This window comes from Sulfitobacter sp. DSM 110093 (genome assembly GCF_022788715.1).
Classification (GTDB): Bacteria; Pseudomonadota; Alphaproteobacteria; order Rhodobacterales; family Rhodobacteraceae; genus Sulfitobacter.
Map to the genome: position 1 here is coordinate 492,699 of NZ_CP085167.1, position 21,481 is coordinate 514,179.

Annotated in this window: 17 protein-coding genes; 14 read left to right on the top strand and 3 right to left on the bottom strand. The window is 62.9% G+C overall.

What is annotated here, in order from left to right; all coding sequences use genetic code 11:
• The first annotated feature begins 82 nt into the window (after window positions 1-82).
• On the top strand, window positions 83-1,354 hold the full coding sequence (locus DSM110093_RS02385; protein WP_243266540.1) for a transcription antitermination factor NusB: 1,272 nt from the start codon (window positions 83-85) through the stop codon (window positions 1,352-1,354).
• A 3-nt stretch (window positions 1,355-1,357) separates the two neighbouring features.
• Here DSM110093_RS02385 and DSM110093_RS02390 read toward each other — a convergent pair whose 3' ends face one another.
• The gene (locus DSM110093_RS02390; protein WP_243266541.1) at window positions 1,358-2,107 is read right to left on the bottom strand and encodes a PhnD/SsuA/transferrin family substrate-binding protein; all 750 of its coding nucleotides are present in this window, start codon (window positions 2,105-2,107) and stop codon (window positions 1,358-1,360) included.
• A 187-nt stretch (window positions 2,108-2,294) separates the two neighbouring features.
• Here DSM110093_RS02390 and DSM110093_RS02395 point away from each other — a divergent pair, with 187 nt between their 5' ends.
• The 6 genes from DSM110093_RS02395 (at window position 2,295) to DSM110093_RS02420 (ending at window position 9,423) form a co-directional block, all read left to right on the top strand.
• Window positions 2,295-4,022 carry a heparinase II/III family protein gene (locus DSM110093_RS02395; protein WP_243267656.1) on the top strand — a complete coding sequence of 576 codons (1,728 nt, stop codon included), beginning with the start codon at window positions 2,295-2,297 and terminating at the stop codon, window positions 4,020-4,022.
• A gap of 16 nt (window positions 4,023-4,038) precedes the next feature.
• Entirely contained in the window at window positions 4,039-5,625 is a 1,587-nt protein-coding gene (gene purH, locus DSM110093_RS02400) for a bifunctional phosphoribosylaminoimidazolecarboxamide formyltransferase/IMP cyclohydrolase (RefSeq protein ID WP_243266542.1), read from the top strand.
• A 15-nt stretch (window positions 5,626-5,640) separates the two neighbouring features.
• Window positions 5,641-6,129, top strand: coding sequence for a signal peptidase II (gene lspA, locus DSM110093_RS02405; RefSeq protein ID WP_243266543.1), 489 nt, complete (start codon window positions 5,641-5,643; stop codon window positions 6,127-6,129).
• Between the two features lie 51 nt (window positions 6,130-6,180).
• Window positions 6,181-6,693, top strand: coding sequence for a DUF3035 domain-containing protein (locus DSM110093_RS02410; protein WP_243266544.1), 513 nt, complete (start codon window positions 6,181-6,183; stop codon window positions 6,691-6,693).
• 64 nt (window positions 6,694-6,757) lie between these two features.
• Window positions 6,758-8,104 (top strand): pitrilysin family protein, encoded by a 1,347-nt coding sequence (locus DSM110093_RS02415; RefSeq protein ID WP_243266545.1) that lies wholly within the window; start codon window positions 6,758-6,760, stop codon window positions 8,102-8,104.
• Window positions 8,101-9,423 (top strand): pitrilysin family protein, encoded by a 1,323-nt coding sequence (locus DSM110093_RS02420; RefSeq protein ID WP_243266546.1) that lies wholly within the window; start codon window positions 8,101-8,103, stop codon window positions 9,421-9,423. Before DSM110093_RS02415 ends, DSM110093_RS02420 begins: the two co-directional genes overlap by 4 nt.
• A gap of 56 nt (window positions 9,424-9,479) precedes the next feature.
• Here the strand turns inward: DSM110093_RS02420 and DSM110093_RS02425 are convergent, their stop codons facing one another.
• Window positions 9,480-11,825 carry an aldehyde dehydrogenase family protein gene (locus DSM110093_RS02425; RefSeq protein WP_243266547.1) on the bottom strand — a complete coding sequence of 782 codons (2,346 nt, stop codon included), beginning with the start codon at window positions 11,823-11,825 and terminating at the stop codon, window positions 9,480-9,482.
• 44 nt (window positions 11,826-11,869) lie between these two features.
• Window positions 11,870-12,883, bottom strand: a complete 1,014-nt coding sequence (gene deoC, locus DSM110093_RS02430) for a deoxyribose-phosphate aldolase (RefSeq protein WP_243266548.1) — start codon at window positions 12,881-12,883, stop codon at window positions 11,870-11,872.
• Between the two features lie 174 nt (window positions 12,884-13,057).
• On the opposite strand from deoC, the gene DSM110093_RS02435 reads away from it, so the two are divergent.
• The 7 genes from DSM110093_RS02435 (at window position 13,058) to DSM110093_RS02465 (ending at window position 21,398) form a co-directional block, all read left to right on the top strand.
• Entirely contained in the window at window positions 13,058-14,047 is a 990-nt protein-coding gene (locus tag DSM110093_RS02435; protein WP_243266549.1) for a zinc ABC transporter substrate-binding protein, read from the top strand.
• Between the two features lie 3 nt (window positions 14,048-14,050).
• A complete protein-coding gene (locus DSM110093_RS02440; protein ID WP_243266550.1) occupies window positions 14,051-14,845 on the top strand; it encodes a metal ABC transporter ATP-binding protein in 795 nt (264 codons plus the stop codon).
• Entirely contained in the window at window positions 14,842-16,047 is a 1,206-nt protein-coding gene (locus DSM110093_RS02445; protein WP_243266551.1) for a metal ABC transporter permease, read from the top strand. Before DSM110093_RS02440 ends, DSM110093_RS02445 begins: the two co-directional genes overlap by 4 nt.
• Window positions 16,044-16,973 carry a metal ABC transporter permease gene (locus DSM110093_RS02450; protein WP_243266552.1) on the top strand — a complete coding sequence of 310 codons (930 nt, stop codon included), beginning with the start codon at window positions 16,044-16,046 and terminating at the stop codon, window positions 16,971-16,973. The genes DSM110093_RS02445 and DSM110093_RS02450 overlap by 4 nt, the downstream gene beginning before the upstream one ends.
• Window positions 16,974-17,256: 283 nt before the next feature.
• Complete coding sequence (gene mutL, locus DSM110093_RS02455; RefSeq protein WP_243266553.1) at window positions 17,257-19,143, top strand: DNA mismatch repair endonuclease MutL; 1,887 nt, start codon at window positions 17,257-17,259, stop codon at window positions 19,141-19,143.
• A complete protein-coding gene (gene rmuC, locus DSM110093_RS02460; protein WP_243266554.1) occupies window positions 19,140-20,384 on the top strand; it encodes a DNA recombination protein RmuC in 1,245 nt (414 codons plus the stop codon). Before mutL ends, rmuC begins: the two co-directional genes overlap by 4 nt.
• Window positions 20,385-21,398: a pyridoxal-phosphate dependent enzyme gene (locus tag DSM110093_RS02465; protein WP_243266555.1), complete on the top strand. Its 1,014-nt coding sequence runs from the start codon at window positions 20,385-20,387 to the stop codon at window positions 21,396-21,398.
• The last annotated feature ends 83 nt before the right edge of the window (window positions 21,399-21,481 follow it).

Here is a 21,481-nt window from a genome sequence, read left to right on the forward strand (position 1 = left end):
CCAAGTTCTCCCTTGATATACGTCGCGCGCTGGCCCAGACAACCCGGCAACCCCTCAAACGAGACCCAGATAGGACATGACCATGGCAGACACAGGCGTTCAGGCCCGCAGAAGCGCGGTATACCTGCTGGATCAGATTTTGGGCGAAGAGCCACGTCTGATGTCGGAACTGCTCGCCTCCGGCGCGTTGGACAAGTTGCCCCCGGATGATCGGGCGCGGGCACAACGTCTGGCACAGGACACGCTGCGCGGATTGGAGCGTGCCGACCGGCTGTTGCAAAAACATCTGCAAAAGGCCCCGCCGCTGACCGTGCGCAACGTGCTCCGCGTCGGTACGGTGGAGCTCTGTCATGGCGGGGCGGCGCATGGGGTGGTGAACACGATGGTCAATCTCGTGTCGCAGCACCGCACGCTGAGCCACCTCAGAGGTCTGACCAATGCCGTCCTGCGCAAGATCGCCGCGCAGGGGCCTGAGGCTTGGGACGCCCTGCGTGCGCCGCGCCTGCCGAAATGGCTGCGCGGCCCGCTGGCCGAAGCTTGGGGCACCGACGCCATCGCCGCGATGGAAGAGGCGCATTTCGTGGGCGCACCGCTTGATCTGACCGCCAAGGGTGATCCTGCCGCTTTGGCCGAGGCCGTGGGCGGCACGCTGTTGCCGACAGGGTCCGTTCGGGTGACGGATGCCGGGCAGGTCTCCACCATGCCCGGCTTTGCCGAAGGTGACTGGTGGGTGCAGGATGCCGCCGCTGCGATCCCGGTGCGGGTGCTGGCCCCGACCGAAGGTGAAACCGTGCTGGACCTCTGTGCCGCGCCGGGGGGCAAGACCATGCAGCTTGCCGCTGCGGGGGCTGTCGTGACCGCCGTTGACCAGTCGCATCCACGGATGCAGCGGGTGAAGGAAAACCTTGCCCGCGTGGGGCTTAAGGCCAAGACACTCACCAAGGACGCCCGTGCCGTAGAGGGTGCGTTTGACGCGATCCTGCTTGATGCGCCCTGTTCCGCCACCGGCACCATCCGCCGCCACCCCGATCTGCCCCATGCCAAAGATGGCTCGGAATTCGGGGACCTGATCGAGTTGCAATCCGAGTTGATCGACCACGCATGGAGCTTGCTGAAACCCGGCGGGCGGCTGGTGTTCTGCACCTGCAGCCTGCTGCCCGACGAGGGCGAAGTGCAGGTCGACGAAGCCTTAGAACGGCACGGTGACATGACGGTGGACCGCGCCGCGCTGGACGTGGCCGGGGTCGACGCAGAGTGGATCACCGAAGAAGGCGGGTTGCGTCTGCGCCCTGATTTCTGGGCTGACAAAGGCGGCATGGACGGGTTCTACATCGCCTGTTTGCGCAAAGGTTAAGCGTCACGCGCCGATCGGCGGTGAGGGTACGGCGAGGTACGCCGCGTTCGGTATGTCTATCAAACCTCTGATGCCCAGCGTTTCGACATCTTCAGGCATAAGCCGCGCGATGGCTTGGCTGACCGCTGCAAAAGTCGCGATACGATTCGCCCCCGCCGCCGCGATATAGGGCAGGCCGGGTGTTGGTGTGGTGCGCTCTAGCACCCGCAGGTGGCGGGCGAAGGGGTCGTAGCGTTGGATCAATCGCCATGACACCGCATCAAGTGCTGCGATATCCGCGCGCCCATCTGCGACGGTCTGGGCAGAGTTGCGGTGACCATGGCTTTGTGAACGGTTCTTGAACCAGAACCCCTCTGCGCTGCAATGAGCGTGAGCAGCGGCATATCCAGACTGTGAAAATGACTGATTATAGGTGAACCGCGCCGTGCGAAATTCGGAAATTGTTTCACGGGGATCATCGGCACGGATCACAAAAACGCTGTTGTAATATCCCGGCGGGCAGCCTGCGACGGCAAAGTCAGGCGTACCGATCAACGTGACATGGTCGTGCAGCCACAGACGGTAAGGCATCCCGCAGGTTTGCGAGAGGGTCAGATCCGGCGCCTTCCAAACTGTAAATTCCTCTGCTTTGTTGTTCAGTGTTTCAGGCGCCGCGATGCCCCGCGCGGCAAGTTCTTCGCAGATTAGCGCCCAATAGCGGGCATGGGCCTCGGCGGTCTCTGGCCGCAGGTACATCATCAGGCTGGCGATCATCTGCGTGCTCCGCTTGGGACGACTATCTTTTAGGCAAGGCGCGGCCGCGCTGGCAAGGGACCGTTCCCCGCCGATTGCGCGGCGCCTGGGGAAAATTCGGTGACTCATCGCGGCGCGGGGGCTATGCTCCCGTCAAACGCCATCAGAGCGTCAGGGGCAGCTTGATATGATTAATCTTTCCAGCGTCATGGCCCGAAGGGTGCGGTTCTTGAACCGCTTGCACGCGTGGCGCGCGACTCGTGGGCGCGGGCGGGCGACAGGTTTTGTGTCTTCGCCCGAGCCGCGCACCATTGGTTCTTTTGCGCGGGGGCGGCAGTTGATCGCGGGCAATTATCTTTTTGCTGGCAGTCTGCTGACCGCGCCGCAGACCGCGATGTGGGAACTGGCCCCGCCAGATCACGTCTTTGCGGCGGAACTGCATGGATTCGCATGGTTGGATGACCTTGCCGCAGTGGGCGACGCGCGGGCGCGGACAGCGGCGCAGGATTGGCTTTGGGATTGGATCGACCGCTTCGGGCGCGGGCAGGGGCCCGGCTGGACCCCGGCGCTGACGGGGCGGCGGCTGATCCGTTGGATCAACCATGCGCTTTTCATGTTGCGGGGCACGGAAGCCGAGCAGAGCGATGTTTTCTACCGTTCGTTAGAGCAACAGACCCGCTTTCTGTCGAAACGCTGGCGTGCCTCTGCGCCGGGGCTGCCTCGGTTCGAGGCGCTGACCGGGCTGATCTATGCGGGCCTGTCGCTTGAGGGGTTGGAGGAACTGGCCGATCCGGCGATCAAGGCATTGGCGCGCGAATGTGCCATCCAGATCGACGCCGAGGGCGGCTTGCCCACCCGCAACCCCGAAGAATTGCTCGCCGTGTTTACCCTGCTGACATGGGCCGCTGCCGCGCTAAGCGATGCAGGCCGCAGCACGCCAAAGGAACATCTGACTGCGATCGAGCGTATCGCGCCCACCCTGCGCAGCCTGCGCCATGCGGATGGCGCTTTGGCGCGGTTCCATGGCGGCGGGCGCGGTATGGAAGGCTGGCTGGATCACGCGCTGGCGGCGGCCAAGGTCAAGACACGGCAGCCCGATGGGCTGGCGATGGGCTATGCACGGCTGTCTGCGGGGCGCACCAGCGTGATTGTCGATGCCGCACCCCCGCCGGGTGGCTCGGCATCGGGCAATGCCCATGCCTCGACATTGGCGTTCGAGCTGACCTCGGGGCGGCGGCCCTTGGTTGTGAACTGCGGTTCAGGCGCGTCATTTGGGCTGGAGTGGCGTCGGGCAGGGCGGGCCACGCCGTCGCATTCGGCACTGTCGCTGGTCGGCCATTCCAGTGCGCGGCTGGCAGAGCCTGATCGCCACACGGGAGAAGAGGCGCTGATCCAAGGGCCGCGCCATGTGCCCGTCGAGATCGGAGAGGCGGCCGATGGGCTGCGCTTTGAAGGGGGGCACGATGCCTATCTGCGCAGCCACGGGCTGACCCATGCGCGACGGCTTGAATTGACGTCGGACGGGCGCGGCCTGTCGGGGGAAGACATGCTGCTGGCGATAGAGGATGCCGAGAAGCGGCGTTTCGACAAAATGCTGGATGCCACACGGCTGAAAGGAGTGCCCTTTGACATCCGCTTTCACCTCCACCCGGATGTAGATGCCACGGTTGACCTTGGCGGGGCTGCGACCTCAATGGCGCTGAAAAGTGGTGAGATTTGGGTGTTTCGCCATGACGGTACGCATAATCTGTCTTTGGAACCGGGGGTTTACCTTGAGACGACCCGTCTTAAACCCCGCGCCGCGCAGCAGATCGTGCTGACCGGATATGCCATGAACTATGCCACGCGGGTGCGCTGGTCGTTGTCAAAAGCGCAGGAAACTGCGATTGGCGTGCGAGATTTGTCGATCGACGATCCCTATGCTGATGAAGACTGACCAAGGAACCAGCCCCATGCCCGATCTCTATCCCATCAAACGCGCTCTTCTTTCCGTATCCGACAAGACCGGTCTTTTGGACCTTGGCAAAGCTTTGGCGGCACGCGGCGTGGAACTGCTCAGCACAGGCGGCACCGCAAAAGCACTGCGCGACGCGGGGCTTGAGGTGTTGGATGTGGCCGATGTGACGGGCTTCCCCGAGATGATGGATGGCCGCGTGAAGACGCTGCACCCGGTCGTGCATGGCGGTCTGCTGGCGCTGCGCGACAATGACGAACACGTCAGCGCGATGAACGAACATAACATCGGGGCAATCGATCTGGTGGTGGTGAACCTTTATCCCTTCGAGGAAACCGTCGCCAAGGGCGCGGAATACGCCGAGGTGATCGAGAATATCGACATTGGCGGCCCGGCGATGATCCGTTCGGCGGCCAAGAACCACGGCTTCGTCAACGTCGTGGTCGACGTCGAGGATTACGCCGAGGTGATTGCTGAGATGGAGGCCAATGACGGCCAGACCACCTACGCCCTGCGCCAGCGCCTTGCCCAAACCGCCTATGCCCGCACCGCCGCCTATGACACGGCTGTCAGCACTTGGATGGCCGAGCAGGTTGCAGACACCCCGCGCCGCCGCACCTTTGGCGGCACGCTCGCGCAAACCCTGCGCTATGGCGAAAACCCGCATCAGCAGGCGGCGTTCTATACCGACGGCTCCACCGCGCCGGGGTTGGCGAACGCGGTGCAGCATCAGGGCAAGGAACTGTCCTACAACAACATCAACGACACTGACGCCGCCTTTGCGCTGGTCAGCGAGTTTGACCCCAAAGATGGCCCCGCCTGCGCGATCATCAAACACGCCAACCCCTGCGGCGTGGCACGGGGCGAGACGATGCTGGACGCCTACAAACGCGCCTTTGATTGTGACCGCACCTCGGCCTTTGGCGGCATCATCGCCTTGAACCAGCCACTCGACGGGCCGACTGCCGAAGCGATTGCTGCGATCTTTACCGAAGTTGTCATCGCCCCCGGCGCGGATGAGGATGCCAAGCGCATCTTTGCCGCGAAAAAGAACCTGCGTCTGCTGACCACCGAAGGTCTGGCCGACCCAGCCGCCGCTGCTTTGGCCGTGCGTCAAGTCTCGGGCGGGTTCCTCGTGCAGGACAAAGACGTGGGCCGCGTCAGCCGCGATGACCTCAAGGTCGTGACCAAGCGCAAGCCGTCGGATCAAGAACTCGACGACATGCTGTTTGCTTGGACCGTGGCGAAACACGTTAAATCCAACGCGATCATCTACGTCAAAGACGGTGCCACAGTGGGCGTTGGTGCGGGCCAGATGAGCCGGGTGGACAGCACGCGCATCGCCGCGCGCAAGGCGCAAGACATGGCCGAGGTGATGGATATCGACGCGCCGTTGACCCAAGGCTCGGTCGTGGCCTCTGATGCGTTCTTCCCCTTTGCCGACGGTCTTATCACGGCAGCGGAAGCCGGTGCCACGGCGCTGATCCAGCCCGGTGGCTCCATGCGCGACGACGAGGTGATCGCAGCAGCGGATGAAGCGGGCCTTGCCATGGTCTTCACCAACATGCGCCACTTCCGGCACTAAGCGAAGGGCAGCACCATGCGGACATTCGGCATCGCGGCCTTTGTGGCCTTTCTGGTCGATCAGATCAGCAAATATGTGGTCATTCACATCATGGAGTTGGCACGTATCCGTTCCATTGATGTGCTGCCGCCGGTGCTGAATTTCCGCTATGGTGAAAACCGCGGCATTAACTTTGGCCTCGGCGGTGACATGAGCCAATGGGTGCTGATCGTGGTGGCGCTGGCGATCTGCGCGGGCGTCACCCTGTGGCTTTGGCGCAGCCCGCATGGGCGTTGGGCGCAACTGAGCGGTGGATTGTTGGTCGGCGGGGCGCTGGCGAATGTGGCGGATCGGCTGATCTATGGTTATGTGCTCGACTTCCTGAATAACTCTTGCTGTGGCATCAATAATCCCTTTGTTTACAACCTTGCCGATGTCTTCATTTTCGCCGGAGCCTTGGGCCTGATCCTCTTTACCGGAGAGCCAAAAAGCGCGTCCAAGCGCCGGGGCAAAAAAGGTCAGTGACATTGCCCGCCTGCCTGCGATATTGAGAGGCAGACCCCGAAAGGAGACACCATGCGTCGCATTGCCCTCATCAGCTTGATCCCGCTGGCCCTCGCCGCCTGCAGCAATCAGGGCCTTCGCGATTTGCAGCCTGTTTCTGACGGCCCGGATGAGTTCTTGATCCAACCGGTCAAGCCGCTGGAACGCCCTGACAGTTTGAACAGCTTGCCCGTCCCCACACCGGGGCAGGCGAACCTGACCGATCGTTCGGCGATTGCCGAAGGCGTTGCAGCCTTTGGCGGGCGGCTGGATACGTCCGGTGGTATCCCCGCAGGGGACGCAGCACTGGTGCAACATGCGGGCCGGATGGGTGTTCAACCCGGTATTCGCGGCACATTGGCACAGTCCGATGCCGAATTCCGCAAGCGCAAAGGGCGGTTCACCCAGTTCCGCATCGTGCCGGTGGATCGCTACAGCCAAGCCTACCAGCGGCAAACACTTGATGCCCATAGCGAGGCGGAGCGCTGGCGCAAAGCAGGCGGGCGCACGCCGTCTTACCCTCCGCAAGACACACGTTTTCGCTAGGCTTCTTGAAAGTAGCGTCAGACCGCGTAGGTAATGCGGGAGGCGATATATTTCGAGGTAAGCAATGATCCGACTGCCGATGATGGCGGCCCTGGTGGCGACGCTCTTCACAGCCCCCTCCGCGCAGGCGCGCGATAACGAGAATGAGGCGGTAACCCATTTCACCCTCGATAACGGCATGGAGGTTGTGGTCGTAGAAGACCACCGCGCCCCGGTCGTGCAGCAGATGGTCTGGTACCGCGCAGGCTCAGCCGATGAACCCAAAGGGTCATCCGGCGTGGCGCATTTTCTTGAACACCTGCTGTTCAAAGCCACCGACAAACTTGAGTCGGGCGAGTTTTCGGCCACCGTCGCGGCAAACGGCGGGCGCGACAATGCCTTCACCAGCTACGACTACACCGCCTACTTCCAGCGCGTCGCCGCCGACCGCCTCGGCCTGATGATGGAGATGGAGGCCGACCGGATGAAAAACATCCGCCTCACCCCCGAAAACATCGAAACCGAACGCGATGTGATTTTGGAAGAGCGCAACCAGCGGACCGAGAACAACCCAGCCGCGCTGTTCAGCGAACAAGTCAACGCTGCACAATATCTCAACCACCGCTACGGCGTGCCGATCATCGGCTGGAAACATGAGATGGAGGAGTTGGACCTTGAAGATGCGCTGTCTTTCTATGAGCTCTACTATTCGCCCAACAACGCGATCCTCGTCGTCTCAGGCGATGTGATGCCCGAGGACGTACGCGAATTGGCTGAAGCCACCTATGGTCAGATCCCCGCCAACCCTGACCTGCCCGAGCGCCTGCGGACCGAAGAGCCGCCGCAGATCGCCGAGCGCCGGTTGATCTACCAAGACGCCCGCGTGGCCCAGCCCTATGTGCGCCGCTCCTACCTTGCCCAAGAGCGGGACAGCGGTGCGCAGGAAGAGGCGGCGGCGCTTTTGCTTCTTAGCGAATTGCTGGGCGGCGGCACCACCTCCTACCTCGCTGAAAAGCTGCAATTCGACGAACAGATCGCCAATTACACCGGCGCCTTCTACAAGGCCGATACGCTGGACGACACGACCTTTGATGTTGTGGTGCTGCCCGTGCCCGGTGTCAGCCTTCAGCAAGCTGAAGAGGCACTGGACGAGGTGCTGGTGCAGTTCATGGAAGCCGGGGTGGACCCAGAACACCTTGAGCGCCTTAAGGCGCAATTGCGCGCCGATCAGATTTACGCCCGCGACGATGCCGACCGCGTGGCAAACCGCTATGGCTCGGCCCTCGCCATCGGTCTGACGGTGCAAGACGTGCAAGACTGGCCCGATGTGCTGCAAGCCGTCACCGCCGAAGACATCATGCAGGCGGCCCGCACCCTGTTCGACAAACGCGCATCGGTCACCGGTTGGCTGATGAAGGAGGACGCGCAATGAGACTGTTCTACGCCCTGATCCTAACGGTTTTCGCCGCACTCCCCGCCCGCGCCGAAGTCGACATTCAACCCGTCACCAGCCCCGGCGGCATCACCGCTTGGCTGGTCGAAGAACATTCGATCCCCTTTGTTGCCTTGGAAATCCGTTTCCGGGGCGGCGCGTCCTTGGACGCCCCCGGCAAACGCGGCGCGATCAACCTGATGACCGGCCTTTTGGAGGAAGGCGCAGGCGACATGGACGCGCGCGCCTTCAGCCGCGAGACCGAAGCGCTGGCAACCAACTTCAGTTTCGACGTGTCGGATGACTCGCTTTCCGTCTCTGCCCGTTTCCTGACCGAAAACCGCGAAGCCTCCATCGAGCTTTTGCGCGCCGCATTGTTAGAGCCGCGGTTTGACGAAGACGCGGTAGAGCGTGTGCGCGGTCAGGTGATCTCGAACATCCAGTCGAACCAGAAAGACCCGAACGACATCGCCCGCCAGACCTTCGACAAGATCGCCTTTGGCGACCACCCCTACGGCAGTTCGCTGAACGGCACGTTGGAGACGGTGGCCGGATTGACCCGCGATGACCTGACTGGGGCGCGTAAGGCCGTGCTGGCCCGTGACCGCATCTATGTCGGCGCGGTGGGCGACATCACCCCCGAAGAACTGGGCGAGTTGCTCGATACGCTGCTGGGCGATCTGCCGGCCAAGGGCGCGCCGATGCCCCCGCGCGCTGAAGTCGATATCCCCGCGGGCACGACAGTGGTCGATTTCGCCACACCGCAATCCGTTGCGATCCTCGGCCAGCCGGGCCTCGCGCAGGACGATCCCGATTGGTTCACGGCAACGGTGCTGAACCACGTGCTTGGCGGCGGCGGTTTCGAATCCCGTCTGATGACCGAGGTGCGCGAGAAGCGCGGTCTGACCTATGGCGTCTATTCCTACCTCGCCCCGCGCGATCTGGCTGAGACCTATCTCGGCTCTGTCAGTTCGGCCAATGACCGTATCGGCGAGGCGATTGAAGTGATCCGCACCGAATGGGCCAAAGCCGCAACCGAGGGCATCACGCAAGAGGAACTGGAGGCCGCCAAGACCTATATCACCGGTGCCTATCCCCTGCGTTTTGACGGCAACGGGCCGATCGCCAACATCCTTGTCGGGATGCAGATGCTCGGCCTGCCGATTGATTATATCGCCACCCGTAACGACAAGGTCGAAGCGGTCACGTTAGAAGACGTCAAGCGCGTCGCGGCGGAGTTGCTGGACCCTGAAAACCTGCATTTCGTCGTCGTCGGCCAGCCCGAAGGGCTCGAAGCCTCTACCCCTCCGCAGGAATGAAAAAAGCGCCGCTCCCGAAGGGGGGCGGCGCTTTCACTGCATCTCGGCGATAGGGTTTATTCGCCGTAGGGCACCCAGATGTTCTTAACCTCGGTTGCGGCTTGCAAGAATGCACGCCCCGCACCCTCGGCCCCGAACCAATCGCGCGCCATGCCGTGGTTGACCCAAGTGCGCTTGATGTTACTCGCTGCGCCTTTTTCAACCACGGCTGAGAGTTCCGCCGCGCCAAAGCTCCAGACGGCATCAATGTCCATATGTCGCGCCATCGGGTCAGCCAAATCGGCCTGCGGCCCGGTCAGGATATTCACCACGCCCGCAGGTACGTCGGAAGTCTCCAACACCTGCACGAAATCGGTCGCCGCCAGCGGGAAGGGTTCGCTCGCCGAAAGGATCACTCGGTTGCCCATGGCAATCGCGGGCGCCATGCAAGAGATCAGACCCAAAAGCGGTGCCTCTGCCGGGCAAAGCGCCCCGATCACGCCCACAGGTTCCTTCATCGCCAGCGCCACGCCCCGGATCGGCACCCCATGCACCTGACCGTCGTATTTGTCAGCCCAAGCGGCATAGGTGAATAGCCGGTCAATGGCGGCAACAACCTCTTTGCGGCCATTCTTTGTCCCCTGCATCGCATCCAGCCGCGCGGCGAACTCATCGCCCCGCGCCGAGAGGTTTTCGGCGATGTAGTAGAGGATCTGCGCCCGCAGATGGCCCGTGGTTTTCGACCACCCCTTCGCCGCATGCGCCGCCTCGACGGCGTTGCGGACATCTTTGCGGCTGGCAAGGCTGACATGCCCCAAAAGCCCGCCGGACTTGCCCCAGACTGGTGCCGAATAGCCCCCATCGGGCCGGGCTTGCTTGCCCCCGATATAAAGTTTCGCCGTGCGGTCGATCCCGTCTTCCGGGCCGCCCTCACCGGTGAAGGCTTCGATTTCTTTCAACGGCTTCTGGGCGGTCTTGGGCTTGGTATAGCCCGCCAGACCTTCCCAGCCGCCCTCACGGCCAAAGCCGCTCTCGCGCTTGCCGCCAAAGCCAGCCGCCGCATCCATCATATTGGTCCCGTTGACCCAAACGATCCCGGTCTCCAACTGTGGCGCAATATCAAGGGCGAGGTTCACATTTTCGGTCCAGACCGTCGCCGCCAGCCCATAGCGCGTGTTGTTGGCAAGCTGCACCGCCTCGCTGGGCGTACGGAAAGTGGTCGAGACCAGCACCGGCCCGAAAATCTCTTCCTGCATCAGCGTATCCGCCGGGTTCAGCCCGGTGATCAGCGTCGGCGGATAGAAACATCCCTGCTCAGGCATGTCACCCGGTGTGACAAAACGCTCGCCCGCGGTGTTTGCCTCCACCATGTCACTCACGCGCTTGTATTGCACCGGGTCCACCAGCGCGCCCACGTCAATGCTCTTGTCCAGCGGATCGCCAATGCGCAGCTTCTCCATCCGGGTGCGCAGCTTGGCATAGAATCGATCCGCAACAGGCTCATGCACCAACAGGCGCGAGCCCGCACAGCAGACCTGCCCCTGATTGAACCAGATCGCGTCAACCAGCCCCTCGACCGCGCTATCAAGGTCGGCGTCATCAAAAACGATGTAAGGCGACTTGCCCCCCAGCTCCAAGGTCAGCGCCTTGCCCGAGCCTGCCGTCGCCTCACGAATGCGGCGCCCTACGGCAGTGGAACCGGTAAAGGCGATCTTGTCGATATCCTCATGGGTGACGATCATCTCGCCCACGGCACCATCACCGGTGACAATGTTAACCACACCTTTCGGCAACCCGGCCTGACGGCAAATGTCCGCAAACAAAAGCGCGGTCAGCGAGGTATATTCCGCAGGCTTCAACACCACCGTGTTGCCCATCGCCAGCGCCGGGGCGATCTTCCACGCCAGCATCAGCAGCGGGAAGTTCCAAGGAATGATCTGACCGCAAACCCCAAGCGCCTGTGCATCGGGCAACTCACTCTCCATCAGCTGCGCCATGCCCGCGTGATAATAGAAATGCCGCTGCGCCAAAGGCACGTCGATATCGCGCGCCTCACGAATGGGCTTGCCGTTGTCCAAGACCTCCAAGACCGCAAACAACCGCGCGTGTTTCTGCAACAACCGCGCCAGCGCATAAATATGCCGCGCCCGGCCATGGCCGCCCAGCTTCTCCCACTTCGGCTGCGCCTTGCGCGCCGCCTTCACAGCGCTATCGACATCGCCCTGCGTCGCCTGCGTCAGGCTGGCCAAAACCTCTCCCGTCGCCGGGTTGGTGCTGTCAAACCCCGCCCCCGGCGCGGTGAACGACCCATCAATGAAGTGACCAAAACGCCCGCCCTGATCCACGATCCACGCCAGCGCATCTGCCGCCGATTCCGGGGCTGGCCCGTATTCCATGCTCTCAAAAATCTCGGACACGCTCATGCCTTCATCCTTTTCCAAATACCGTCCCGCAGCCTGCAACAGGCTCAGGAGGTCGCGTGGCGGTAAGCCGCCGAATAGTTGCCGGTCACATGATGCTCCAATTGCCGCTCGATATCGCCCAACAGCGACGAGGCCCCAAAGCGGAACAGGTCAGGCTGCAACCAACGGTCGCCCAACTCTTCCTTCATCAGCGCCAAATAGGTGATCGCATCCTTGGCCTTCGAGATGCCGCCCGCGGGCTTGTAGCCCACGCGCACACCGGTGCGCTCATAATACTCACGGATCGCGCGGATCATTACGAGGCTGACGGGCAGGGTGGCGTTGACGCTTTCCTTGCCGGTCGAGGTCTTGATGAAATCGGCCCCGGCCATCATGCAGACCAGCGACGCACGCGCCACATTGCGCAACGAGCCTAGTTCCCCAGTGGCAAGGATCGCTTTCACATGCGCCTCGCCACAGGCTTCGCGGAAGGCGCGCATCTCGTCATACAGCGCCTGCCAATCGCCAGACAGCACATGGCGGCGCGAGATTACGATGTCGATCTCGGACGCCCCTGCCTCGACGCTCATCTCGATCTCGCGGATGCGCAGTTCCAGCGGCGACAGTCCCGCTGGGAAACCGGTGGAGACGGCGGCGATGGGGATGTTCGTGCCCTCCAGCGCGCGCCGTGCGGCGGGGATCATCTCGTGGTACACACAAACCGCCCCTGTGGTGATCGGCGCCATGCCAAGCGCATCCAGCAGATCGGGCGCAATCGGTTGGTGCGCCTTGGCGCAAAGCCGCTCAACCCGGCGCGCGGTGTCGTCGCCCGACAGGGTCGTCAGGTCGATACAGGTCACGGCGCGTAGTAGCCACGCGGCCTGATGCGCTTTTTTCAGCGAACGGCGGGCGGGCAGAGCGGCGGCGCGGCGCTCGATTGCCGAGGTGTTTGCCTGCACAGAGCGCAGCCAGTCCATATCAAGCGGCATAGGCGCGACACGTTGCTCTGTCACCTGCGGCAGATGCCCGGTTGGGCCGGTTTCAGTCGTGCTTTCCTGCGGGGTCGTCTGGGTGGCCATCGGGTCTCTCCGGTTTGGTCAGGCGGGCAAAATGACATGGGCCAAGGGCCAAAGCAAGCGACGCTAACCCCGCGTCATCGGTTGAACGCCCGGAAAACAGGCGGATACTGAAAATGTTAATGAGAACCATTCGCAACTGTTGACTTAGTTGAGAATCATTCTCATAAAGACATCATGAAACATGCATTTGATCCTTTTCGCCCGTCTCGCCGCGCCGCTTTGATCGGAGGCCTGAGTGCCCTCACCCTTCTGGGTGCGGCGCCAGCCGCGTTCGCAGCGCAAAAGCTTAATGTCGTCGCGACGACAGGTATGATCGCTGACGCCGCCCGCCGCGTTGGTGGCGATCTGGTTGAGGTCCGTTCGCTGATGGGGTCAGGCGTTGACCCGCATAGCTACCGCCAGACGCGCAGCGACATCGTGGCGCTGACCCGGGCTGATATGGTGCTCTGGCATGGCCTCTACCTTGAGGCGCAGATGGAACGGTTTTTCGAGGATCTGGGCCGCAAACGCGCCGTGGTTGCCGTGGCCGATGCGCTGCCCAAGGAAGATCTGCTCAGCCACCCGGATTACGAGGGCCGTTATGACCCCCACGTCTGGATGGACCCGAAAACATGGATCGCCGTGGTTGATGAGGTAACCCGCGCCCTGACCGAGGCCCAACCCGCAGGGGCCGAGATGTTCGCACAGAACGCAGCCACCTACCGCGCCGAGCTGGAACAATTGGCCATCTATGCCGCCGAGACCGTGGCGCAGGTGCCTGAAAGCCAGCGCGTCTTGGTCACAGCGCATGATGCGTTCAGCTATTTCGGACGCGCTTTCGGGTTCGAGGTGATCGGCATTCAGGGCATCTCGACCAACAGCGAGGCGGGGTTGAACCGCATCTCTGCGTTGGTCGATGAACTGGTCGACCGCGAAATCGGTGCAGTCTTTGTCGAGACATCGGTCTCTGACCGCAACATGCGCGCGCTGGTCGAAGGCGCTGCGGCGCGCGGTCATGAGGTCGTGATCGGCGGATCGCTCTATAGTGACGCCATGGGGGAACCCGACAGCTATGAGGGTACTTATATCGGTATGATTGATCATAACGTTACCACTATCGCCCGCGCGCTTGGCGCGTCTGTTGATGCTGGCGGGATGAACGGCAAACTGGCACAGGAAAGCTGATCCATGACACTTGAACTTGCCAGCAGCCGTGACGCCGCGCCCATGTCGCGCACCGACAGCCCGCTTGCCGTGCGTGGCATGACCGTCTCTTACGGGCAGAAACCTGCGGTCTTTTCGGTGGATATGACCGTTGAGCCGGGCAAGATGACCGCGATCATCGGCCCTAATGGCGCGGGCAAGTCGACTTTGCTCAAAGCGGCTTTGGGTATTCTGACGCCGCTGGCGGGCACCGCCACCGTCTATGGCAAGCCGGTGGCCGAACAACGCCACCGCATCGCCTATGTGCCGCAGCGTGCCAGCGTGGATTGGGATTTTCCGACCCGCGTGATCGATGTGGTGCTGATGGGTCTTTACCCGCAGTTGGGCCTGCTGGGCCGCATCCGCCCTGTGCACCGCGCCCGCGCCACCGATTGTCTGGCCCGCGTCGGGATGGAGGATTTCGCCACCCGTCAGATCGGCCAGCTGTCGGGCGGCCAGCAACAGCGGGTGTTTCTTGCCCGTGCTTTGGCGCAGGATGCAGACCTCTATCTGCTGGACGAACCCTTTGCCGGGGTCGATGCGGCAACTGAAAAGGCGATCATCGCCGTGCTGAAATCTCTGCGGGACGCAGGCAAAACGGTAGTGGCGGTTCACCATGACCTATCGACCGTGGCCGAGTATTTCGACAATGTGTTTCTGATCAATACCCACCGCGTCGCAGAAGGCAGCGTCGAAGAGGTATTCCAAGCCAACCACCTGCAAGACGCCTATGGCGGTCGCTTGGCAGGCGCGCAGATGGATGCGTTGCAACTGTCATGATCTGGGAAGCGCTGACGCTGCAACTGGGCTATAACGCCACGCTGGTGACACTGGGGGCCACGCTTTTGGGCATGGCTGCGGGCGTTGGCGGCACTTTTCTATTCCTGCGCAAACGGGCGCTAGTCAGCGACGCGATCTCCCATGCGACGCTGCCAGGTGTGGCGCTGGCCTTTATGGTAATGGTCGCGTTTGGCGGGGACGGGCGCAACCTGATTGGCCTGCTGCTGGGCGCGGCCTTGTCTGCGGCGGCGGGGCTGCTCTTGGTCTCATGGCTCAGCAACCGCACACGTCTGGCCGAAGATGCGGCGATTGGCTCGGTCCTGTCGGTGTTCTTTGGGCTCGGCATCGTCTTACTCACGGTGATCCAGACCATGAGCGCCGGACGACAGGCGGGGCTGGAGGATTTCCTTTTGGGCTCCACCGCCGGGATGCTGCGCAACGATGCGCTGATCATTGCGGTGGCCGCGGCGCTGACGCTGGCGCTGGTGCTGCTGCTTCGGCGTCCGCTGACATTGGCGTCGTTCGATCCCGAATATGGCACCGCCATCGGCCAGAACGTCCCGCGCACCGATCTGGCGATGATGGGGCTGGTGCTGGCGGTGACCGTGGTGGGGCTCAAGATCGTCGGGCTGATCCTAATTGTCGCGCTCTTGATCATCCCGCCCGTCACCGCCCGGTTTTGGAGCGAGCGGACCGATCATGTGGTGCTGATCTCCGGCGCGCTTGGCGGTATCGCGGCCTATATCGGCGCGGCGCTGTCGGCGGCCCAGCCGAACCTGCCGACGGGGCCGATCATCGTGTTGGTGGGCTTTGCGCTTTTTGCACTGTCGCTGCTGCTGGCCCCGGGGCGCGGCGCGCTTACGGCTTTGCTGCGTCACCGCCGGTATCAGCGCCGGGTGCATCTGCGGCAGGGGCTGCTGGCGCTTGCCCATGGACAACCGATCTACGAACAACTGACCCTGCGCCTGCTGCGTGCCGAAGGCTATGCGCTGCCCGATGGGGTCGCCACCAAAGCAGGTCGGGGTCGCGCCGCCAAGGCGCTGCGGGACGAAACCCGCTGGCAGTTGATCCGCCGCGATCCGGCCTATGAGGCGGCGGCCCAGCAATATGACGGTCTGACCCCGATTGAGACGGTGCTGACCGCCGACCAAATTCGCGAAATTGACAGCCGCATCGACATGCGCGGCGGGGTGATGGCATGAACGGTTCTGAATTTGTCCCCCTGTCGTTGGTGCCGATGTTGACCGGCATCTTCGTCGCCGTGGCCTGCGCCTTGCCGGGGAACTTCCTTGTCCTGCGCCGCCAAGCGCTGATCGGCGATGCGATCAGCCATGTGGTGCTGCCGGGGATCGTCGTGGCGTTTCTGCTGACCGGCGTGGTCAGCACCTGGCCGATGCTACTGGGCGCTGCGGGTGCTGCGTTGGTCGCGGTACTGGCCATTGAAGGCGTGCGGCGTTTGGGCAAGATCGAATCTGGCGCAGCCATGGGCGTGGTCTTTACCGCGATGTTCGCGGGCGGTGTGCTGCTGCTTGAGCAATCGGACACCAGCAATGTGCATCTGGACGTGGAACATGCGCTTTACGGCAATCTTGAGAGCCTGATCTGGCTGGATGCGACCGGCTGGGCGTCTTTGTTCGACCCCGAAGCGCTGGCGACTGTCCCGGTGGAGCTGCCGCGTATGGCGGTGACGCTGCTGTTCGTGGCGCTTTTCACCACGCTGTTCTGGCGACCGTTGAAGATCAGCACCTTCGATGAAGGGTTCGCCCGCACTATCGGTATGAAGACCGGGCCACTGGGCCTCGGGCTGGTGATCGTCGCAGCGATTGCCGCTGTGGCTGCCTTTGACGCGGTGGGCAGTATCATTGTCATCGCCATGTTCATCTGTCCTCCCGCCGCCGCGCGGATGATGACCAATCGGCTAGAGCATCAGATTGCATGGTCGGTGTTGTTCGCAACTTTGGCCGCTATATTGGGTTATGTGTTGGCGGGGTACGGGCCGCTGTGGATTGGCATGCGGGATTCGGTGTCCGCGGCGGGGATGATCGCCACGGTCTCGGGTGTGGTCCTTGGGCTAGCGGCGTTAATGGGGCCACATCGACAAAGAGGTGCCGCAGCACCCGCTGCCTAATCGAATCGCACCGATTCGTTTTTTGACCTACCGATTCGATTTTGCTTTGACCTGTGATTCGTCCTGCGTCTATACAGGGTGCAAGCTCCTTCGGAGACGACTTGTACCCGGGTCGCCCGCCGCGCTGATAAGACCGGAATAACAAAAGCACCAGCGCGCCGAGTAGCCGACCCAGAAGCGGATCGCCCCAGTCTTGGCGGCGGTCCGCTGACTCTGTCTTCCCACTCTGATAGACGCAATCCGAACTGGCAGAATCGGAATGGCCCATGCTAGGTCTTGCGGTATGCCAAGCCCGACCCCCAATATAAGCGAAAACCGCCCCGTCATCCGCCAGTTGGACGATTCCGCGATCAACCGCATCGCTGCGGGCGAGGTGGTCGAACGCCCCGCCTCTGCGGTAAAGGAACTGGTCGAAAACGCCATCGACGCGGGCGCGCGGCGCATCACCGTGGAATATGCCGACGGTGGCAAGACGATGATCCGCGTGACCGACGATGGCTGCGGCATCGCGCCTGAGGATCTGGCGCTGGCCTTGTCGCGCCACGCGACCTCCAAAATCGACGGCTCTGACCTGCTTGATATCCACACTTTCGGGTTTCGGGGGGAGGCGTTACCGTCCCTCGGTGCTGTCGGGCGGCTGACGATCACCAGCCGAGCGTCGGGCTTTGATGGGGCCGAGATCACCGTCGACGGGGGCCGCATGGGCGAGGTGCGCCCGGCGGCGCTGAACAGCGGCACCATCGTGACCCTGCGCGATCTGTTCTTTGCCACGCCTGCGCGGCTCAAGTTCCTGCGCACGGACCGGGCAGAGGCGCAGGCGATTGGCGATGTCATTAAGCGGCTGGCCATGGCCGAACCCTTCGTGCGCTTCGTGCTGCGCGATGTGTCGGGCGACGGAAAGGGCCGCGATGTGTTCCGCGCCGAGGCTGAGCAAGGCGATCTGTTCGAGGCGCTGCACGGCCGTTTGGCGCAGGTGCTGGGCCGGGAGTTTGCCGAGAATGCGCTGCCCATCGACGCGATGCGCGAGGGGCTGCATCTGACGGGGTTCGCCGCGCTGCCGACCTACTCGCGTGGCTCTGCGGTGGCGCAGTATCTCTTCGTGAATGGCCGCCCGGTGCGGGACAAACTGCTGACCGGTGCGCTGCGCGGCGCGTACTTCGATTTCCTCAGCCGAGACCGCCACCCGGCGGCCGCGTTGTTTGTCGAATGTCCACCAACGCTGGTCGATGTGAACGTGCACCCGGCGAAATCCGAGGTGCGGTTCCGCGATCCCGGTTTGGCGCGGGGGCTGATCGTCTCGGCCTTGCGCCATGCGCTGGCCGAGGCGGGCCACCGCGCTTCGACAACCGTGGCACAGGCGACTTTGGGCGCGATGCAGCCCGAACCGCAGGGCGCGCGGGTCTACCAGATGGACCGCGCGGGTATGGAACGCCCCAGCCCTGCCGCACGCCAAGCGGCCTATGAGGCGCAGGCGCCTGGCTTTGCCGAAACTGCAGGCGTCTGGGGCCGTGTGGAAAGCGCGCCGATGCCCGAAGTGCCCGCGCCGTTCAATGCCGCGCCCGAGGGCGAGGAGGCGACGCCCGCACCCGACTATCCACTCGGCACTGCGCGGGGGCAGGTGCATGAAAATTACATCATTGCCCAAACCGCCAATGGCATGGTCATCGTCGACCAACACGCCGCGCATGAGCGGTTGGTTTACGAGAAGCTGAAGCGCCAGATGGAAGCCAACGGCGTCGCGGCCCAAGCGCTGTTGATCCCGGAAATCGTTGAGCTTTCCGCGAATGATTGCGCGCGGTTGTTGGAACTGGCAGACGAACTGGCGAAACTTGGCCTTGGCATCGAAGCCTTCGGCGGCAGTGCCATCGCCGTACGCGAGACACCTGCGATCCTTGGCACCGTGAACGCGCGTGCCCTAATCCTCGATGTGTTGGACGAGTTGGACGATGGCGACAGCAGCAACATCGTGCAGGCCAAGATCGAAGCGATCCTGAGCCGCGTGGCCTGTCACGGCTCGATCCGTTCAGGCCGCTGGATGCGCGCCGAAGAGATGAACGCGCTCTTGCGTGAGATGGAGGCGACCCCGCATTCCGGCCAGTGCAACCACGGGCGGCCCACCTACGTTGAACTTAAACTCGCCGACATCGAACGGCTTTTCGGGCGCACTTGATGGAACTTGGCGGCACGACGTTGAACCTGTCTGACCCTGTGACGCTGGCCGCTATTGCCGGGGCCGGGTTGCTGTTGCTCATCGTTATCTTGCTGATCATGGCGGTGCGCGCCGCTGGCCGTTCGGCCCGTGTGGCCGCACCCTTGGCGCAGCAGATGCGCGTGCTTGGGGGGCATGTGCAGCAGTTGGGGCAGGGGCAGGAGCAGTTGCGCGGCGGGTTGCAGATGGTCTCGGACACACAAAGCAATACCCAAGCGCAGATGATGCAAAGCATGGAGGCGCGGCTAGCGCATGTGCAACAGCAGATGCAGGACCGCTTGGCCGACAACGCTGCCCGCTCGGCTCGGTCACTGGCCGAGATGCAGCAGCGCGTGACCGAAACGCTGCACGGCTCGTCCAAGCGCACGACGACCAGCCTGACGCAGTTACAGGAGCGGCTGGCTTCCATCGACAAGGCGCAGGATAATATCACCAAGCTCTCGGGCGATGTGCTGTCGCTCCAAGACATCCTAAGCAACAAGCAAACGCGCGGATCCTTTGGTGAAATCCAACTGCGCGATATCGTGTCGAAAGCGCTGCCCTCGGACAGCTACTCCCTGCAAGCCACGCTCAGCAACGGCAAGCGGCCCGATTGCCTGATCCATCTGCCCAACCCACCCGGCCCGATCGTGATCGACAGCAAATTCCCGCTAGAGGCCTATGAGGCCCTGCGCCGCGCCAAGACCGAAGCGGAGACCCGCGCCGCGGCACAGCAGATGAAAACCGCCGTACGGGTGCACCTGAACGCCATCGCCGATAAATATATTCTGGAGGGCGAGACGGCTGAGGGCGCATTGATGTTCCTGCCCTCCGAAGCGGTCTATGCCGAGTTGCACGCCAACTTTCCCGAACTGGTGCGCGAGGGGTTTGAAAAGCGCGTATGGATCGTCAGCCCAACCACCTGCATGGCCACGCTCAACACCATGCGCGCGATTTTGAAAGATGCGCGTATGCGCGAACAGGCAGGCGCGATCCGCAAGGAGTTGGGCAATCTGAACAAGGATGTTGAGCGTCTGGCGATGCGTGTCGGCAACCTTGATCGGCATTTCAGCCAAGCGCGGCGCGATGTCGAAGAGATCAAAGTCAGCAGCGAAAAAGCCGCCAAACGCGCGGGCCGCTTGCATAATTTCGACTTTGAAGAACTGGCAGAAGACAAATCCGAAGCTATTGTTCCCCTAAGGACACCCGAAGGGAACGGCTGAATGAACGACGTGGACATTACCGGGATGACGCTGGAGGCGATGCAGGCGCGGGCCGCCGCGTTGCGGAGCGATATCGTGCAAACACCGGTGGTGACGCTCTCCTCCCCCATGGTCGATGATGTGCTGGGCGGCGCACAGGTTGCGCTCAAGCTGGAGTGTTTTCAGCATACCGGCACCTTCAAGGCCCGTGGCGCGCTGTCGGTTGCGCGGCAGCTTGATGATGACACCCGCGGACGCGGCATCACGGCGGCAAGCGCTGGCAACCACGCCATCGCTGCTGGCTGGGCCGCGGCCAAGTTGGGCATCAGCGCCAAGGTCGTGATGCAGGACAACGCCAACCCCTTCCGCGTAGCCCTCGCCCGCGCCACCGGGGCCGAGGTCATCATGAAACCCGCCGGGCAAGAGACCTTTGCCGAGGCAGAGCGGCTGGTGCGTGACGAGGGGCGGTTTTTTATCCACCCTTTCGAGGGGCTGCACACGTCGCTCGGCACCGCCGCGGTGGGGCTGGAACTGATGGCGCAGGTGGCGGATTTGGACGCGGTCGTCGTTTCTGTTGGCGGTGGCGGGCTGATCAGCGGTGTGGCCGCCGCGGTCAAGGCAATCAACCCCGCTTGTCGGGTGTACGGCGTGGAACCGACAGGCGCCGACAGCATGTCGCGAAGCCTCGCCTCTGGCGCGCCCGTGACCATCCCTGAGGTCGATACCATCGCCGACAGTCTTGGCCCGCCGATGGCGCTGCCCTTTGGCCATGCGCTTTGTGCGGTCTATGTCGATGATGTGGTGACGGTCAGCGACGATGCGATCTGCGCCGGGATGGTGGTGCTGCAACAGGCCGCGAAATTGGCGGTAGAGCCTGCCGCCGGGGCCGCGATGGCCGGGGCGCTCGGGCCCCTGCGTGCGCAACTGGCCGGGCGGCGTGTGGGGGTGATCGTCTGTGGGGCGAATATCGATACCGAAAGTTATCTGGGGCAGCTAAGCCGCGGGCAAGCGGCGCTCGACAGCCTGCTGGAATAGCCTCTGCTTTTGAAAACCTGTACGCGCCAGATTTGGCCTGCGAAACTCCTCAACAAAATCTGCGGCACATTGAAACTTTAACT

Bases quoted from the DNA above. Each gene is read 5' to 3' on its own strand.
- DSM110093_RS02440 (WP_243266550.1), top strand. From the start codon at position 14,051: ATGACACTTGAACTTGCCAGCAGCCGTGACGCCGCGCCCATGTCGCGC.
- lspA (WP_243266543.1), top strand. From the start codon at position 5,641: ATGCGGACATTCGGCATCGCGGCCTTTGTGGCCTTTCTGGTCGATCAG.
- mutL (WP_243266553.1), top strand. From the start codon at position 17,257: ATGCCAAGCCCGACCCCCAATATAAGCGAAAACCGCCCCGTCATCCGC.
- DSM110093_RS02410 (WP_243266544.1), top strand. From the start codon at position 6,181: ATGCGTCGCATTGCCCTCATCAGCTTGATCCCGCTGGCCCTCGCCGCC.
- DSM110093_RS02420 (WP_243266546.1), top strand. From the start codon at position 8,101: ATGAGACTGTTCTACGCCCTGATCCTAACGGTTTTCGCCGCACTCCCC.
- DSM110093_RS02435 (WP_243266549.1), top strand. From the start codon at position 13,058: ATGAAACATGCATTTGATCCTTTTCGCCCGTCTCGCCGCGCCGCTTTG.
- DSM110093_RS02415 (WP_243266545.1), top strand. From the start codon at position 6,758: ATGATCCGACTGCCGATGATGGCGGCCCTGGTGGCGACGCTCTTCACA.
- DSM110093_RS02425 (WP_243266547.1), bottom strand. From the start codon at position 11,825: ATGAGCGTGTCCGAGATTTTTGAGAGCATGGAATACGGGCCAGCCCCG.
- deoC (WP_243266548.1), bottom strand. From the start codon at position 12,883: ATGGCCACCCAGACGACCCCGCAGGAAAGCACGACTGAAACCGGCCCA.
- purH (WP_243266542.1), top strand. From the start codon at position 4,039: ATGCCCGATCTCTATCCCATCAAACGCGCTCTTCTTTCCGTATCCGAC.
- DSM110093_RS02465 (WP_243266555.1), top strand. From the start codon at position 20,385: ATGAACGACGTGGACATTACCGGGATGACGCTGGAGGCGATGCAGGCG.
- DSM110093_RS02390 (WP_243266541.1), bottom strand. From the start codon at position 2,107: ATGATCGCCAGCCTGATGATGTACCTGCGGCCAGAGACCGCCGAGGCC.
- DSM110093_RS02445 (WP_243266551.1), top strand. From the start codon at position 14,842: ATGATCTGGGAAGCGCTGACGCTGCAACTGGGCTATAACGCCACGCTG.
- DSM110093_RS02450 (WP_243266552.1), top strand. From the start codon at position 16,044: ATGAACGGTTCTGAATTTGTCCCCCTGTCGTTGGTGCCGATGTTGACC.
- DSM110093_RS02385 (WP_243266540.1), top strand. From the start codon at position 83: ATGGCAGACACAGGCGTTCAGGCCCGCAGAAGCGCGGTATACCTGCTG.
- DSM110093_RS02395 (WP_243267656.1), top strand. From the start codon at position 2,295: ATGGCCCGAAGGGTGCGGTTCTTGAACCGCTTGCACGCGTGGCGCGCG.